Here is a 13,120-nt window from a genome sequence, read left to right on the forward strand (position 1 = left end):
AGGGCGCGGGAAATCAATGGGCTTTGCCACAGGCTTGCGTCAGCAGCGCCAGCCGCATAAGACCGCGCAAGGATAAAAGGAGAGACGGCATGGGTTTCAAAATGGGTATCGTCGGTCTGCCGAATGTCGGCAAATCGACCCTGTTCAACGCGCTGACGAAAACCGCTGCCGCGCAGGCCGCGAATTTCCCGTTCTGCACGATTGAACCCAATGTCGGTGATGTCGCCGTGCCCGATGCGCGGCTGGACAAGCTGGCCGACATCGCCGGATCGAAACAGATCATCCCGACGCGGATGACCTTTGTCGATATTGCGGGGCTGGTGAAAGGGGCGAGCAAGGGTGAGGGCCTTGGCAACCAGTTTCTTGCCAATATCCGCGAATGCGACGCCATCGCCCATGTGCTGCGCTGTTTTGAGGACGACGACATTACCCATGTCGAAGGCCGCGTTGACCCGGTCGAGGATGCCGCGACGATTGAAACCGAACTGATGCTGGCCGATCTGGAAAGCATCGAAAAACGGCTGGCCAACCTGACCCGCAAGTTGAAAGGCGGCGATAAAGATGCCGCGCAACAGGTCCGCCTGCTGGAAGCCGCGCAAGCCGCAATCGAACAGGGCAAACCCGCGCGGACGGTCGCCGTGGATGCCGATGATGCGAAAGCCTGGCGTCTGCTGCAATTGCTGACGACGAAACCCGTGCTTTACGTCTGCAATGTCGAGGAAAGCAGTGCCGGTTCCGGCAATTCCCTGTCCGCACGTGTTGCGGATATGGCCGCGGCTGAAGGCAATTCATCCGTGGTGATCAGCGCCCGGATCGAGGAAGAGATCAGCCAATTGGACGCGGACGAGGCCGAGATGTTCCTGAGCGAAATGGGGCTGGAGGAACCGGGTCTGGACCGGCTGATCCGCGCCGGTTACGCCCTGCTGCATCTGCAAACCTATTTCACCGTCGGCCCGAAAGAGGCGCGCGCCTGGACGATCAAGGCCGGCACATCCGCCCCGCAGGCGGCAGGCGTGATCCACGGTGATTTCGAACGCGGGTTCATCCGGGCGGAAACGATTGGCTATGATGATTTCGTCGGGCTGGGTGGTGAACAACCCGCGAAAGAAGCGGGCAAGATGCGAGCGGAAGGCAAGACCTATATCGTCAAAGACGGCGATGTGCTGCATTTCCTGTTCAACACGTAACAGCGGCCTGCATCACAGCCCATCAAGCGGGGTTTTGCGCGGCCAGAGCCGCCCCTCTCTGGCCAGCCACCATGCCCTGCGGACATAATTTCCCGCTTTCAGCCGGTAATGTGGCAGGCGCTGGTACCATGGAAATTTGCGCACTAGTCCAAAGCCGGTGCCGGTGATCGTGCTGATGCCGCCGTCATCGACATGGGATGAAAACGGCTCCAGCCCGAATTGCCGGAAATCGTGACGGAAAAAGCGGTTCATCTCATGGTCATGCGCGCGTGTCTGCGGCCAGAAACCGGGCGCGATGCGGGCTGCGATATCACGCTTGATCAGATAGGTGGCATTGCCCGTGAATGGCCCGGCGTATGCGTTCAATGTGTAGCGCCCCAGTTTGCCCTGCGAAATCGGTAGTTTGGCGCGGATGCAATTGAACCGCAGCGTGTCCCAATGCGCCGCACCTGCCAATGCGATATCCAGACTGTCCAGAAAATCATCGTGAAACACCACGTCATCTTCCAGCACCAGCCCGACTTTATGCGGCGAGGCGGCCAGAATCTCCCAGACCGTGACATGGCTGGCATAGCAACCGATATGCCCCGGCGAAATGTCCTGCCCCATGTTGCGCGCATAAGCCTGCGCATCGACACGGGCGGCCAATTCATCGGCCCGGTCCTTGCCGTTAATCGCCGGAAAGCGGGTATAGGCCAGACCCATTGCATCCAATTGCCGCTGCATCTTGGCCAGCCGGTCGGTGTCGCGATCCAGATTGATCAGCCAGATGCCCAGATCAGCGCGGGTCAGCTCAGCCATCCAGATCGGACCATTTCAACTGCGTGTTGCGGGGCAGGGCGCGGGTCGTGGTCCGGCCCAGCACCTTGTCGAAATCATAACCCGCAATCTCGCCCGATCCGGGGCGGCGTGCCCAGATATCAGCCTCGGTAATCAAATGGCCTGCAGGCAGGTCGCGGTCGGCGACAACGGATGCACGGGCGAAGCGGTACACATCCTCTTCTGCCGCCGTGCGCTGTTTGGGATTGTGCAAGGCGGTGTGAATTTCACGCGACCGGTCGATCAAATAACGCAGTTCAGCCGGGTCCATCGAATTGATGATATCCGGCCCCTTGCGATAGCGGCTGTCGGTGTAATGCCGTTCCAGAATACAGGCGCCAAGCGCAACCGACGCCAGCGCCATATCCGGCCCGATGGAATGGTCTGAAAATCCGATCACGGCATTGGGAAACGCGTTTTTCAGGTCGGTAACGCCTTGTAATGAAACAATTTCCGGTGGCGAGGGATAGAGGTTGGTACATTCCAGCAAGGCATATTCAATCCCCGCCGCATCCAGAATAGCGACAGAGGCGCGGATGCTTTCGATACTCTGCATCCCCGTGGACATGATCACCGGCTTGCCCATCCGCGCGATATGCCGGATCAGCGGCAGGTTATCCGCCTCGCCCGAGCCGATCTTGAAGGCGGGCACATCCAGATCATGCAGAAAATCCGCTGCCGCACGCGAAAACGGCGTGGATATCCAGATCATGCCAAGGCTTTCGGTGTAGCGTTTCAGCTCTGCCTCTTCGTCCAGCGACAAGGCACAAGCCTCCATCACCTCCCAGATCGAGACATCGGCATTGGGCGGAAATATCTGTTTGGCTTCCTCGGTCATTTCATCGGCGATGATATGGGTCTGGTGCTTGACCATCTCGCAGCCGGACAGGGCGGCAAGGCGCACCATCTCCTTGGCGACGGCCAGATCGCCGCCATGGTTGATGCCGATTTCGGCGATGACAAGGGGCGGGTGCTCTGGTCCGATCAGGCGGCCTGCGATATCCATATTCTGCTCCGGCAAAAGGTTCAGTGGTGTTGTAGGCTGTTTCAAAAGGCAGGGCAATTCGGCACCGGGGTTGCAATGATGGCCCAGATGGCCCAAGTCAGCCGCAACCAGAGTGACCAAGGCACTATATGTTTCGCAAATTGCAGCAGATGCTTGAGAAGAAGGAACAGGCGTTCCGCAATTCTTTTGGCCACGATATCAATGATCCGGTAGAGCGGCGGCGGTCTCAGTGGCATCTGGACTGGCTCGATCATGGCATTCTGCGGCGGCGGTGGCATAATTTTTCGCAGGTCGCGCCGGGCGTCTATCGCTCCAACCATCCCAATCACACAAGATTCAAGGCCTATGCCGCAAAGGGCATCAAGACGGTGCTGAACCTGCGCGGCCCGGCCCGACAGCCGCATTACCTGTTCGAGGTGGAAAGCTGCGAAAACCTCGGCCTGACATTGGTCACCGTCCAGATGGCCGCGCGCCGCGCGCCAGACCAGAGTGAGCTGCTGGAGCTTTTGACCGCTTTCGCAACAATGGAACGGCCATTCCTGATGCATTGCAAATCCGGCGCTGACCGGACCGGGCTGGCAGCGGCGATCTATCTGATGCTGTATGAAGGGGCCGATATCGCCACTGCGCGGCGGCAACTCTCTTTCCGCTATGTCCATATCCGGCGCACCAGCACCGGCATTCTGGATCATTTTCTGGATGTCTATGCCGCCCGCGCGGCCGGGTCGCCGATCGCGATTGATGACTGGATCAGGGATGAATACGACCGCGACGCGCTGACCGAAAGCTTTGCCAAGAAACAAGCAGCTCTCTGGCCATGGCAGGGCTGGCGCTAAAGCCGCGCCCCCTTCTTATTTCTGTAAGTACTCCCGGGGTCAGGGGCGGCGCCCCTGATGCGGCGCAGCCGCATTAACCGCGCAGGCCTTGCGCGATCTGCTGGCCCATCAGGAAATTGATCACATCCCAGTCAAACGGGCTGTCCACGTCCAGACCCCGTTCGACCGGCAGGACCAGCGGGATGACACGGCCTTCGAACAGGCCCTTGGCTGTGCGCAGGTAATCGGGGCGCACGACATAGACGAGGCCGACATGGTCATAGACCTGTGGGGCCTGTTGCCGCGCAACGACGCCACCCGGCAGCGGTTTGGAAACATGCAGCGCGCCGGTTGCGTCGGTCTCTAAGATATTGAAATAAGGGTTCTTGCGGCTTTCGACGCAGGACATGACCATATCCGGTTGTTCGCGCGCGAATAAATCCAGCCCCGCATCAATATCCTGCGGCAGCCGCAAGGGCGATGTGCAATCCAGATCGAGGAAGGCCGTGGCTGGCCCGGTCTGTTTTTCCACCTCACCCAGCGCATGTTGCCAGACATGCCATTTCGCCGCTGTGTCCGTGGCTAACTCCGCAGGCCGCAGCCCGATATCCAGCGCGCCACGCGCGATGGCATGGGCGTAAATCTCCGGGCTGTCGGTGGACACCACAACATGATCGACGCGGTCATTGGCGAACAGCTGATCCAGCGACCAGTCAATCAGCGGCTTGCCGTGCAGATCGCGGAAATTCTTGCCCGGCACGCCTTTGGACCCGGCCCGCGCCCCGATATGGCCGATGATCATGTGCGCACACCGGCGAAACGTTCGGCCCATTCGGCGCGTTCGTCGTCGGTGATCTTGCGGAACAGGTTTTCCGGCACGGTGAACGCGTGGCCGGCAGGCAGGGCGTTCAGCGCCTGCGCGATATCATCCGGCCATGCGGTGTCATCGGTCTGCATCGCGGCGATCAGGGCCTTGCTGGCATCGGGGATGAACGGGGCGGACAGCACCGCATAGATGCGGATCAGGTTCAGGCCAAGGCGCACCTGCATCGCGGCAGTCTCCGGATCGGTCTTGATCGTGGTCCATGGGGCGTTGGCTTGCAGATATTCATTGCCCAACACCCAGATACCGCGCAATTCCGCCGCCGCCTTGCGGACCTCGATGGCGTCCATATGCGCTTGATAGGCATTCAGCCGCTGGGTCAGGGCGTCGGTCAGCGCCGCCTCTGGCGCGCCGGGGGTGCCGCCTTCGGGCACGGCTTCGCTGAATTTGGAGCGGCAGAATTTGGTAATCCGGCTGACGAAATTGCCCAAGACATCGGCAAGGTCCTTGTTCACATCCTGCTGGAAGGCTTCCCATGTAAACTCGGCATCGGATGTTTCGGGGGCGTGGGACAACAGCCACCAGCGCCAGTAATCCGAGGGCAGCAATTCCAGCGCCTGATCCATGAACACGCCGCGCCCGCGCGAGGTGCTGAACTGGCCGCCGTCGTAATTGAGGTAGTTGAAGGATTTGATGTAATCCACCAGCTTCCACGGTTCCTGCGTGCCCATGATCGTCGCGGGGAAAGACAGGGTATGGAACGGCACGTTATCCTTGCCCATGAACTGGGTGTATCGCACGTCATCCGCACCTTTGTCGGTGCGCCACCAGCGTTCCCAATCCGCACCTTTGCCTGCATCCTGCCATTCCTGCGCGCAGGCGATATATTCGACGGGGGCGTCGAACCAGACGTAGAAGACTTTGCCCTGCATGCCGGGCCAGTCCTGATCGCCCTTTTTGACGGGAATGCCCCAATCAAGATCACGGGTGATCCCGCGATCCTGCAAACCGTCGCCATCGTTGAGCCATTTTTTCGCGATGGATGTCGTCAGGATCGGCCAGTCGTTCTTGCTGTCGATCCAATCGGCCAGTGCGCCTTTAAGTTCGGATTGCCGCAGATAAAGGTGCTTGGTCGTCCGCACCTCCAGATCGGTCGCACCCGAAATCGTCGAACGGGGGTTGATCAGATCGGTCGGGTCCAACTGTTTTGTGCAATTGTCGCATTGATCGCCGCGTGCAGATTCAAACCCGCAATTGGGACAGGTGCCTTCGATATAGCGGTCGGGCAGAAAGCGGCCATCGGTGACGGAATAGACCTGATCTTCGGTCACTTCGCGGATCAGGCCCATCTCGGCCAGACGCCCGGCAAAGGCCTGGGTCAGCTTGTGGTTCTGCGGGCTGGACGAGCGACCGAAATGGTCGAACGACAGTCCGAATCCATCGGCGATCTGTGCCTGCACATCATGCATTTCGGCGCAATATTCCGCGACCGGCTTGCCCGCCTTGGCGGCGGCCAGTTCTGCGGGCGTGCCATGTTCGTCTGTTGCACAGAGAAACAGCACCTCATGCCCACGCTGGCGCAGGTAGCGCGCATAAAGGTCGGCAGGCAATTGGCTGCCGACGAGGTTGCCCAGATGCTTGATCCCGTTGATATAGGGAATGGCAGAGGTGATCAGATGGCGGGCCATAATCCTGTCCTTTAACTTTTGCGCTTGTTTAACGGGGTCGCCCGGCAGATGCCAGATGTTGTGATCGGTTGCGCCAGCGGGAATAGCGGCTTAGACATTGCGCGAAACCTCATTCCTTTGCAAAAGGTCACCCTATGAAAGTTGTATTCGCGGCACTTGCTGCCCTGACGATTGCCAGCCCGTCCCATGCGCTGGAAGCTTATGGTGCCATCGGTGGCGATTATGCCTTGCCGCATGCAGGCGATGCCGATCTGCTGGTCACGGTTCTGGGCGGTGTGGTCACCACCGGTTTTCCGGCCGCTTTCGGGGCCGAGGCTGAATTCGGTCTGGCCTTGGGCAGTGGTGGTGATTTTGACACCCGCCGTCTGCGCGGCGTCGCGCGCTATAATTTCGGCACGCTGACGGCCTTTGGCGCGGTCGGTTATGATCAGTTCGTTTACGAAGACGTCACGGATTCGGGGCTCAGCCTTGGTCTGGGCGGTGAATTCGACCTGCAGGAAAATACCGCCTTTCGTGCGGAAATGATCCGGTCCTTCATCCGCGATGGCGAGACCGAGAATACGACGACCACCCGTGTCGGGCTGGTCTACCGGTTCTGAGATAGAAAAGAAGACAATGCAAAAGATCACACTTGGCCGCAGTGACATCATGGTCACCGATTGGTGCCTTGGCACCATGACCTATGGCAATCAGACAGACCGCGCCGATGCGCATCAGCAGATCGATATGGCGCTGGATGCGGGGATCAATTTTCTGGATACGGCAGAGATGTATCCGGTCAATCCGATCACGGCTGAAACGGTCGGCCTGTCGGAAACCATCATCGGTGAATGGATCGCCAAGACCGGGCGGCGGTCTGAACTGGTGATCGCGACCAAAGTATCGGGCAATAACCCCGGCTGGGTCCGCGACGGCAAAGGCTATGATGGCGATGTGATCCGGCAGACGGTGGATGCGTCTTTGCGCCGGTTGCAGACAGATGTGATCGACCTCTACCAGATGCATTGGCCAGAGCGCGGGTCCTATATGTTCCGGCAGAACTGGACCTTTGATCCTTCTGGGCAGGACCGCCAGCAGACTATGGATCATATGCAGGACGTGCTGGAAGCGTTGGACGACTGCGTCAAGGCGGGCAAGATCCGCGCCATCGGCATGTCCAATGAAAGCGCCTGGGGCATGACCAAATGGATCGATCAGGCCGAGGCTTTGGGCCTGCCGCGCATGGTATCGGTGCAGAATGAATATTCGCTGATGTGCCGGTTGTATGATACCGATATGGCCGAAATGGCGGTGAATGAGGATGTGACCTTGCTGTCCTTCTCGCCCTTGGCCTGTGGGTTGTTGACCGGGAAATATCAGGATGCGGTGCCCGAGGGCAGCCGTTTGGCGATCAACGGCAATCTGGGCGGGCGGATGAACCCGCGCACCTTGCCGGTGACCCAGGTCTATCTGGATATCGCGCGCGATCACGCCATTGACCCGGTGCATATGGCAATGGCCTGGCAGGCGACGCGGCCATTCCCGGTTTCGGCGATTTTTGGCGCAACCAATGTGGATCAGCTCGCGCATATGCTGGCAGGGCGCGATGTTGTGCTGACGGATGAATTGATTGCCGAGCTTGATGCGGCGCATAAAGCGAACCCGATGCCTTATTGAGCAGGTGCTGTTCCGGTCCCTGATTGGACCGGATGCGCGCCGCGCGGGAGTATTTCGAACAAAGCGAGGGAATCTTCCCCGCGGGGAAGGTTTTGCTGTCTTCCCCGCGGGGAAGGTTTTGAGGGGCGCATGCGCAGATTTGTGATGATGGCGGTTTTGTTGGCGGGCTGTAGCGTCCAGCCGGGCGAGCCGCGTGGCGGGTTGTTCGAGGTGTACCGCGATACCTCTGCGCCGATATCATCGAAGGCGGTGTTTGAACCGGCGCGGTTCTTGGGCACTTGGTACGAGGTCGCGCGCTTTCCGGTGCCGTTTGAGGCGGGCTGCGTCGGGGTGACCGCAGAATATGGCGCTTTGGCCGATGGACGGATTTCGGTGCGCAGTACCTGTCGCAACCCTGACGGATCTTTGCGGTCTACGATTGATGGCACGGCCGAGATTGTCGGGCCGGGGCGGTTGAAGGTCAGTTTTCCTTCGGTTCCGTTCGGCGCGGCGGATTTCTGGGTGCTTTGGACTGATGAAACCTATCGCACAGCCGTTGTCGGCGCGCCGGATGGCAGGTCAGGTTGGATTCTGAACCGTGATCCGGTGATTCCCGCTGACAGAATGAATGCGGCGCGGGGGATGCTGGCGTTCAATGGCTATGATCTGAGCCGGTTGCTGGTGTTGCAGCCTTAGCCCAGCGGTGACGCGCCACCAAGGCGGCTGACCAGATGCGCCTCGTCATCATTGCGGAAGAAGGGCACGTCGGTCAGGGTCTTGCCACGCGTGATATAGGCGTTCAGTTCGGCCAGCACGACCTGCGTGATGAAGGGCAGATCGAAATCGCGGGCCTGATCCAGCGCGATCCATTGCAGATGGGCAAGCTCATCCTCTGCCCCGGTGAAATCATCCGGATCGGTGACCAGATCATCCGCATTGGCCAGAAAGAACCGCGCGTCAAACCGCCGGGGGTTGCCGACAGGCGTGACGGCGCGGAAAAAGAACCGCAGTGCTGACCCATTGGGCCGGTGGCCGGTTGCGGCGAAACCACGCCAACCGCGGGGTGGATCGGGCCAGTCACCGGGGGTACCAAGGATCTGGCCGGTTTCTTCCCATAATTCGCGGATCGCGGCGGCTGCGAGGCATCTGGGCGCAAGGTTGCTGTCAGTGGACAGGCGCGCATCGTCTTGCGGGGGCAGGGGAACCACAGGGGCCAAGGCATCATTGGCGTCAACCGCGCCGCCCGGAAAGACGAATTTGCCGGGCATGAAGGCGACAGAAGCACCACGCTGGCCCATCAGGACGGCGGGGCGGGTCGCAGCATCGCGCAGCACAATGATCGTGGCTGCGTCGCGGATGGCAATCATGCCACGTTTTTGAACCCATGCATCCGGCGCGACCACTGGATGCCGACCATCAGGCCTTTCATCGGGGGCAGCAGCGCCAGCGACAGAATGATTGCCCCTGCCGACAATGTCGTTGCCATGACCCAAGGATCAGGCCGCCAGGCCACCCACATGAAATGGATCGCAAAGCCGATGATATGCGCCACGATCAGGATCGTCAGATAGGCGGGGCCATCGTCAGCGCGGTGGTGATAGAGTTCTTCACCGCAATTCGGGCAATTGTCAGCCACATGCAGGAAGCGATCAAACAGCTTGCCTTCGCCGCATTTCGGGCAGCGGCACCGCAATCCGTTCAGAATGGCGGGCTTGGTCGGACGGTCATCGGCGTGAAATACAGTGTCGGTCATGAGACTCTCCTATAGCGCGATCTATGCGCGATTTTGAGGCAAAAGGGAAGGGCAGGCGGCTATGCGATCCGGTCATGACGGCGTGACACATTGCAGCGACGGAAAATCCGAGGCGCCACGTTCAAAGAAGGTCAGCAGCACAAAGCTGCACGGCAATTGAGAGGAAAAACAGGATGAAAACCACTTTGATCGCAGCAGGGCTTGCCGCTGCTTTGGCTCTGACCGCAGGGGCCGCCATAGCGCAGGGGCATCGCGACCGTCCGGATATGGCCGCAATGGATACTGACAGCGATGGCGCGGTGTCGCTGGAAGAAATGACCATCTACGCGCAGGCCCGGTCGGCAGAGCGTGTGACGCGGATGTTTGAACGGCTGGATGCGGATGCTGACGGCGTGATCTCTGCGGTGGAATTCGAGGCCGCGAAAGAACGTCACGGCGACCGGCCAAACCACCCGTCGCGTGACTGACTGCAATGGCGGCAGGCACAAGGCCTGTCGCCGATTGTCTTGGGGGGCGGATGTCGCTAGCACGATCACAGATGACGGCAGTATCCGATCCTTTTGGCGATGCCTCGGACGAGGATCTGCTTTTGGCCTATGCCAAGGGCAGTGCCGCTGCGGCCGAGGTTTTGACCTTGCGGCTTTTGCCACGGATATTGTCGCAGGCGATGCGGATGTTGGCGAACCGGACCGAGGCCGAGGATGTGGCGCAGGATGCCATGCTGCGCCTCTGGCGGATCGCGCCCGATTGGCGGCAGGGCGAGGCGCAGGTGACGACATGGCTTTACCGCGTGGTGGCCAATCTTTGCACCGACCGGCTGCGCAAACGGCGGCATGTCGCGCTGGATCTGGTGGCCGAACCTTTGGACCATACGCCATCGGTGGCGGCCCAGATCCAGACCCGCGCAAGGCTCCGCGCCTTGTCGGATGCTTTGGCACAACTGCCCGAACGGCAGGCGCAGGCCGTGGCCTTGCGCCATCTGGAAGGTTTGTCCAATCCGCAGATCGCGGCGATCATGGACATCAGCGTGACCTCGGTCGAAAGCCTGACGGCACGCGGGAAACGGGCCTTGGCTGCGATCATGGCAGGGCGCAAGGCAGAATTGGGGTATGATGATGACGAACCCACCTGACGATATGCTGGCTGATCTGTTTGCGCAGGCGCGCAGCGTCACCCATGAACCTGACGATGCCCTGATCGCGCGGGTGCTGGCGGATGCCGCACGCCCCGCACTACCTGTCCGCGCAAAACTGTCGCTGCTTGATCAATTGCGCGGCATGATCGGTGGCTGGCCGGCCTTTGGCAGCCTTGCTGCCGCGACAATCGCCGGTGTCTGGATCGGCATCGCGCCGCCGCCGCTGGTCGAGGATTACGCGCTGTCGCTATTGGGTGAGACCGTCAGCGTTGGTCTTTTCGCCGATGATTTTGTGTCCGAAACAGGAGAACCCGCAGATGGCTGATCCGATGAAATCCACCGCCCGTCCGTCGCGCATCTGGCGCATCGTGTTGATTTTCTCATTGGCGCTGAATCTTGCTGTGGTCGGGATTGTTGCGGGGGCGATGGTATCGGGCCGGTTCGGCGATGGCCCGCCGCGCCGCATTGATTTCGGGCTCGGCCCGGTCGCGCGCGCACTGACGAGCGAGGAACGCCGCGACATCGGGCGCGACCTGCGGCAGGATCACAATCTGCGCAGCCATGATTTCCGTGGCCAGATGGCGGCGATGACAGCGGCGTTGCGCGCTGACCCCTATGATCCGGCAGCGATGCAGGCCTTGCTTGAAGATCAGGCCGCGCGTCTGTCACAGGTGCAGGCCAATGCGCGACTGGCCGTGCTGGACCGGATCGCAGTGATGTCGCCCGCGCGGCGCAGCGCCTTTGCCGACAGGCTGGAGGAAGAATTGCAGCGCCGTCCGGGACGTGACACAGGCTCAGGCGACTGACGCGTTCATCGCGACACGGTCACGTCCAGCGGATTTGGCGCGGTAGAGTGCTGCATCTGCCAGATCGCACATGCGCCCGGTGTCTTGTTCCGGTTCGGCGTCATCGCTCAGCGCGACACCGACCGAAATGGTGACCTGCGCGGGGGCATGCGCCTCGCCCAGATCAAAAGGCGTCTCGCTGACCAGATGGCGCAGCCGGTTGGCAGCCCCCTGCGCCTGTGCGGCGGTGGTGCGCGGTAGGGCTACCAGGAATTCCTCGCCCCCGATCCGGGCCACCAGATCGACGGCGCGCAGGTTGGTCTGCAATCTTTGCGCCATGGCGACCAGCACGCGGTCACCGGCGGCATGGCCATAGCTGTCATTGATCGCCTTGAAATGATCGATATCGATCATCATCACCGCCAGCGCGCGGCCTGCGGCGATGGATTGTTCGCGCATCCGGTCCAGATGATGATCGACATAGCGGCGGTTGAACAGACCTGTCAGCGGGTCGGTCACCGCCGCCTGCAACCCGTCGCGCAGATTGCGGCGCAGCGCATCCTGCAAATGTTTGCGCGCGACCAAGGCACGGGCGCGCAAAATAACCTCTTCGGGCAGCGCATCTTCGCTGACCACGTCATCTGCCCCCAGATCAAGAAACAGCGCCAAGATGTCAGGCGCACAGCGGGGAACGACAATCAGGATCGACGACAGGCGCGTATCAACGCGCGACCGCAGGTCAGACACAAGACCAAAAAGTGTCGAGGGGTCGCACAGCGGGTCCGCCGCCGGAATAATGAACAGATCCGTGTCATGCGCGGCAGTGCTGTCGCGCAGCACCTCTGCCGCGTCCCGGCGCTGCACCGGCTGGTCCAGCCCCCGGTTCAGCGTCGCCATCAGACAATAGACCGGCGCCGTTTGCGCCGCGATCAGCGTCACCCGCGCGGGAGTGGTAAAGGTGACGGGCCGTTCCTGAAACCCCAGCGCGCGGCTGGTTCCGTCGCGCAAGGCGAGTTCCGCAGTGGCAGAGCGGATGCGCAACAGGCTGCGGATCCGCGCCAGCAACAAACCATCATGCATTGGGCGGGCCAGCACATCATCCGCGCCGGCAGCAAGGGCGGCAAACCGCGCCTGCGCCGTATCGGCGACGCCGACCGCGATGATGGCGATATCGCAGGTCGCCGCATCCGCCCTCAACGCGGCGCAAAATCCGTGCCGGTCTTCATCCGGGTCAGAGAGGTTAACAAGAATCAGGTCGGGCCGGTGGGCCTTGATCAGTGTTGTGGCTTCGGCTTTGGTCGCGCAGGTGCTGACCAGGAACTGCGCAGCCAACATCTTGGCCCGCAGCACAATTCTGTTGGTAGCCACGTTATCCACGATCAATATCCGGCCCGACATCTTGCATCCTCATTCCGGGACAAGCCCATTCCCTGCGGACAGTTTCCGGCATATTGGTTAAAAAACTCTTTCCAAC

16 protein-coding genes are annotated in these 13,120 nt (G+C 60.7%); 9 read left to right on the forward strand and 7 right to left on the reverse strand.

Annotated features, from left to right (window positions below):
- Nucleotides 1-89 precede the first annotated feature (89 nt).
- A complete protein-coding gene (ychF, locus tag VOY09_RS08830) occupies nucleotides 90-1,187 on the forward strand; it encodes a redox-regulated ATPase YchF (RefSeq protein ID WP_322893874.1) in 1,098 nt (365 codons plus the stop codon).
- A 12-nt stretch (nucleotides 1,188-1,199) separates the two neighbouring features.
- Here the strand turns inward: ychF and VOY09_RS08835 are convergent, their stop codons facing one another.
- Both VOY09_RS08835 and VOY09_RS08840 read right to left on the reverse strand, forming a co-directional pair.
- Nucleotides 1,200-1,988 (reverse strand): glycosyltransferase family 25 protein, encoded by a 789-nt coding sequence (locus VOY09_RS08835; protein WP_322893873.1) that lies wholly within the window; start codon nucleotides 1,986-1,988, stop codon nucleotides 1,200-1,202.
- Complete coding sequence (locus tag VOY09_RS08840) at nucleotides 1,981-3,012, reverse strand: N-acetylneuraminate synthase family protein (protein WP_322894141.1); 1,032 nt, start codon at nucleotides 3,010-3,012, stop codon at nucleotides 1,981-1,983. The genes VOY09_RS08835 and VOY09_RS08840 overlap by 8 nt, the downstream gene beginning before the upstream one ends.
- A 128-nt stretch (nucleotides 3,013-3,140) precedes the next feature.
- On the opposite strand from VOY09_RS08840, the gene VOY09_RS08845 reads away from it, so the two are divergent.
- On the forward strand, nucleotides 3,141-3,848 hold the full coding sequence (locus tag VOY09_RS08845) for a tyrosine-protein phosphatase (protein WP_322893872.1): 708 nt from the start codon (nucleotides 3,141-3,143) through the stop codon (nucleotides 3,846-3,848).
- A 73-nt stretch (nucleotides 3,849-3,921) separates the two neighbouring features.
- On the opposite strand, the gene VOY09_RS08850 is transcribed toward VOY09_RS08845, so the two are convergent.
- Together VOY09_RS08850 and metG are read right to left on the reverse strand one after the other, a co-directional pair.
- Nucleotides 3,922-4,629, reverse strand: a complete 708-nt coding sequence (locus VOY09_RS08850) for an acylneuraminate cytidylyltransferase family protein (protein ID WP_322893871.1) — start codon at nucleotides 4,627-4,629, stop codon at nucleotides 3,922-3,924.
- On the reverse strand, nucleotides 4,626-6,338 hold the full coding sequence (gene metG, locus VOY09_RS08855; RefSeq protein ID WP_322893869.1) for a methionine--tRNA ligase: 1,713 nt from the start codon (nucleotides 6,336-6,338) through the stop codon (nucleotides 4,626-4,628). The genes VOY09_RS08850 and metG overlap by 4 nt, the downstream gene beginning before the upstream one ends.
- A 134-nt stretch (nucleotides 6,339-6,472) precedes the next feature.
- Here metG and VOY09_RS08860 point away from each other — a divergent pair, with 134 nt between their 5' ends.
- The 3 genes from VOY09_RS08860 (at nucleotide 6,473) to VOY09_RS08870 (ending at nucleotide 8,669) form a co-directional block, all read left to right on the forward strand.
- Nucleotides 6,473-6,937: an outer membrane beta-barrel protein gene (locus VOY09_RS08860; protein ID WP_322893868.1), complete on the forward strand. Its 465-nt coding sequence runs from the start codon at nucleotides 6,473-6,475 to the stop codon at nucleotides 6,935-6,937.
- 16 nt (nucleotides 6,938-6,953) lie between these two features.
- Complete coding sequence (locus VOY09_RS08865; RefSeq protein WP_322893866.1) at nucleotides 6,954-7,994, forward strand: aldo/keto reductase; 1,041 nt, start codon at nucleotides 6,954-6,956, stop codon at nucleotides 7,992-7,994.
- Nucleotides 7,995-8,123: 129 nt separating this feature from the next.
- Nucleotides 8,124-8,669, forward strand: a complete 546-nt coding sequence (locus VOY09_RS08870) for a lipocalin family protein (RefSeq protein ID WP_322893865.1) — start codon at nucleotides 8,124-8,126, stop codon at nucleotides 8,667-8,669.
- Here the strand turns inward: VOY09_RS08870 and VOY09_RS08875 are convergent.
- Together VOY09_RS08875 and VOY09_RS08880 are read right to left on the reverse strand one after the other, a co-directional pair.
- Nucleotides 8,666-9,340: an NUDIX hydrolase gene (locus tag VOY09_RS08875; protein ID WP_322893864.1), complete on the reverse strand. Its 675-nt coding sequence runs from the start codon at nucleotides 9,338-9,340 to the stop codon at nucleotides 8,666-8,668. The two genes, VOY09_RS08870 and VOY09_RS08875, sit on opposite strands and share 4 nt — an antisense overlap.
- Nucleotides 9,337-9,726: a DUF983 domain-containing protein gene (locus tag VOY09_RS08880; RefSeq protein WP_322893863.1), complete on the reverse strand. Its 390-nt coding sequence runs from the start codon at nucleotides 9,724-9,726 to the stop codon at nucleotides 9,337-9,339. The genes VOY09_RS08875 and VOY09_RS08880 overlap by 4 nt, the downstream gene beginning before the upstream one ends.
- 173 nt (nucleotides 9,727-9,899) lie before the next feature.
- Here VOY09_RS08880 and VOY09_RS08885 point away from each other — a divergent pair, with 173 nt between their 5' ends.
- The 4 genes from VOY09_RS08885 to VOY09_RS08900 all read left to right on the forward strand — a co-directional run bounded on the left by VOY09_RS08885 (nucleotide 9,900) and on the right by VOY09_RS08900 (nucleotide 11,667).
- Complete coding sequence (locus tag VOY09_RS08885) at nucleotides 9,900-10,193, forward strand: RNA polymerase subunit sigma-70 (protein ID WP_322893862.1); 294 nt, start codon at nucleotides 9,900-9,902, stop codon at nucleotides 10,191-10,193.
- A 71-nt stretch (nucleotides 10,194-10,264) separates the two neighbouring features.
- Nucleotides 10,265-10,858, forward strand: coding sequence for an RNA polymerase sigma factor (locus VOY09_RS08890; protein WP_322893861.1), 594 nt, complete (start codon nucleotides 10,265-10,267; stop codon nucleotides 10,856-10,858).
- Nucleotides 10,842-11,186, forward strand: a complete 345-nt coding sequence (locus VOY09_RS08895) for a hypothetical protein (RefSeq protein WP_322893860.1) — start codon at nucleotides 10,842-10,844, stop codon at nucleotides 11,184-11,186. The genes VOY09_RS08890 and VOY09_RS08895 overlap by 17 nt, the downstream gene beginning before the upstream one ends.
- Entirely contained in the window at nucleotides 11,179-11,667 is a 489-nt protein-coding gene (locus VOY09_RS08900) for a periplasmic heavy metal sensor (RefSeq protein WP_322893859.1), read from the forward strand. The genes VOY09_RS08895 and VOY09_RS08900 overlap by 8 nt, the downstream gene beginning before the upstream one ends.
- Here VOY09_RS08900 and VOY09_RS08905 read toward each other — a convergent pair.
- On the reverse strand, nucleotides 11,656-13,044 hold the full coding sequence (locus VOY09_RS08905; RefSeq protein ID WP_322893858.1) for a diguanylate cyclase: 1,389 nt from the start codon (nucleotides 13,042-13,044) through the stop codon (nucleotides 11,656-11,658). The two genes, VOY09_RS08900 and VOY09_RS08905, sit on opposite strands and share 12 nt — an antisense overlap.
- Nucleotides 13,045-13,120 lie beyond the last annotated feature (76 nt).

Origin of the sequence: Yoonia sp. 67-2, assembly GCF_035117555.1 — a bacterium.
Taxonomy (GTDB): Bacteria; Pseudomonadota; Alphaproteobacteria; order Rhodobacterales; family Rhodobacteraceae; genus Yoonia.

Bases quoted from the DNA above. Each gene is read 5' to 3' on its own strand.
- VOY09_RS08885 (WP_322893862.1), top strand. From the start codon at position 9,900: ATGAAAACCACTTTGATCGCAGCAGGGCTTGCCGCTGCTTTGGCTCTG.
- metG (WP_322893869.1), bottom strand. From the start codon at position 6,338: ATGGCCCGCCATCTGATCACCTCTGCCATTCCCTATATCAACGGGATC.
- VOY09_RS08900 (WP_322893859.1), top strand. From the start codon at position 11,179: ATGGCTGATCCGATGAAATCCACCGCCCGTCCGTCGCGCATCTGGCGC.
- VOY09_RS08845 (WP_322893872.1), top strand. From the start codon at position 3,141: ATGTTTCGCAAATTGCAGCAGATGCTTGAGAAGAAGGAACAGGCGTTC.
- VOY09_RS08875 (WP_322893864.1), bottom strand. From the start codon at position 9,340: ATGATTGCCATCCGCGACGCAGCCACGATCATTGTGCTGCGCGATGCT.
- VOY09_RS08860 (WP_322893868.1), top strand. From the start codon at position 6,473: ATGAAAGTTGTATTCGCGGCACTTGCTGCCCTGACGATTGCCAGCCCG.
- VOY09_RS08890 (WP_322893861.1), top strand. From the start codon at position 10,265: ATGACGGCAGTATCCGATCCTTTTGGCGATGCCTCGGACGAGGATCTG.
- VOY09_RS08850 (WP_322893871.1), bottom strand. From the start codon at position 4,629: ATGATCATCGGCCATATCGGGGCGCGGGCCGGGTCCAAAGGCGTGCCG.
- VOY09_RS08865 (WP_322893866.1), top strand. From the start codon at position 6,954: ATGCAAAAGATCACACTTGGCCGCAGTGACATCATGGTCACCGATTGG.
- VOY09_RS08870 (WP_322893865.1), top strand. From the start codon at position 8,124: ATGCGCAGATTTGTGATGATGGCGGTTTTGTTGGCGGGCTGTAGCGTC.
- VOY09_RS08895 (WP_322893860.1), top strand. From the start codon at position 10,842: ATGACGAACCCACCTGACGATATGCTGGCTGATCTGTTTGCGCAGGCG.
- ychF (WP_322893874.1), top strand. From the start codon at position 90: ATGGGTTTCAAAATGGGTATCGTCGGTCTGCCGAATGTCGGCAAATCG.
- VOY09_RS08880 (WP_322893863.1), bottom strand. From the start codon at position 9,726: ATGACCGACACTGTATTTCACGCCGATGACCGTCCGACCAAGCCCGCC.
- VOY09_RS08835 (WP_322893873.1), bottom strand. From the start codon at position 1,988: ATGGCTGAGCTGACCCGCGCTGATCTGGGCATCTGGCTGATCAATCTG.
- VOY09_RS08905 (WP_322893858.1), bottom strand. From the start codon at position 13,044: ATGTCGGGCCGGATATTGATCGTGGATAACGTGGCTACCAACAGAATT.
- VOY09_RS08840 (WP_322894141.1), bottom strand. From the start codon at position 3,012: ATGGATATCGCAGGCCGCCTGATCGGACCAGAGCACCCGCCCCTTGTC.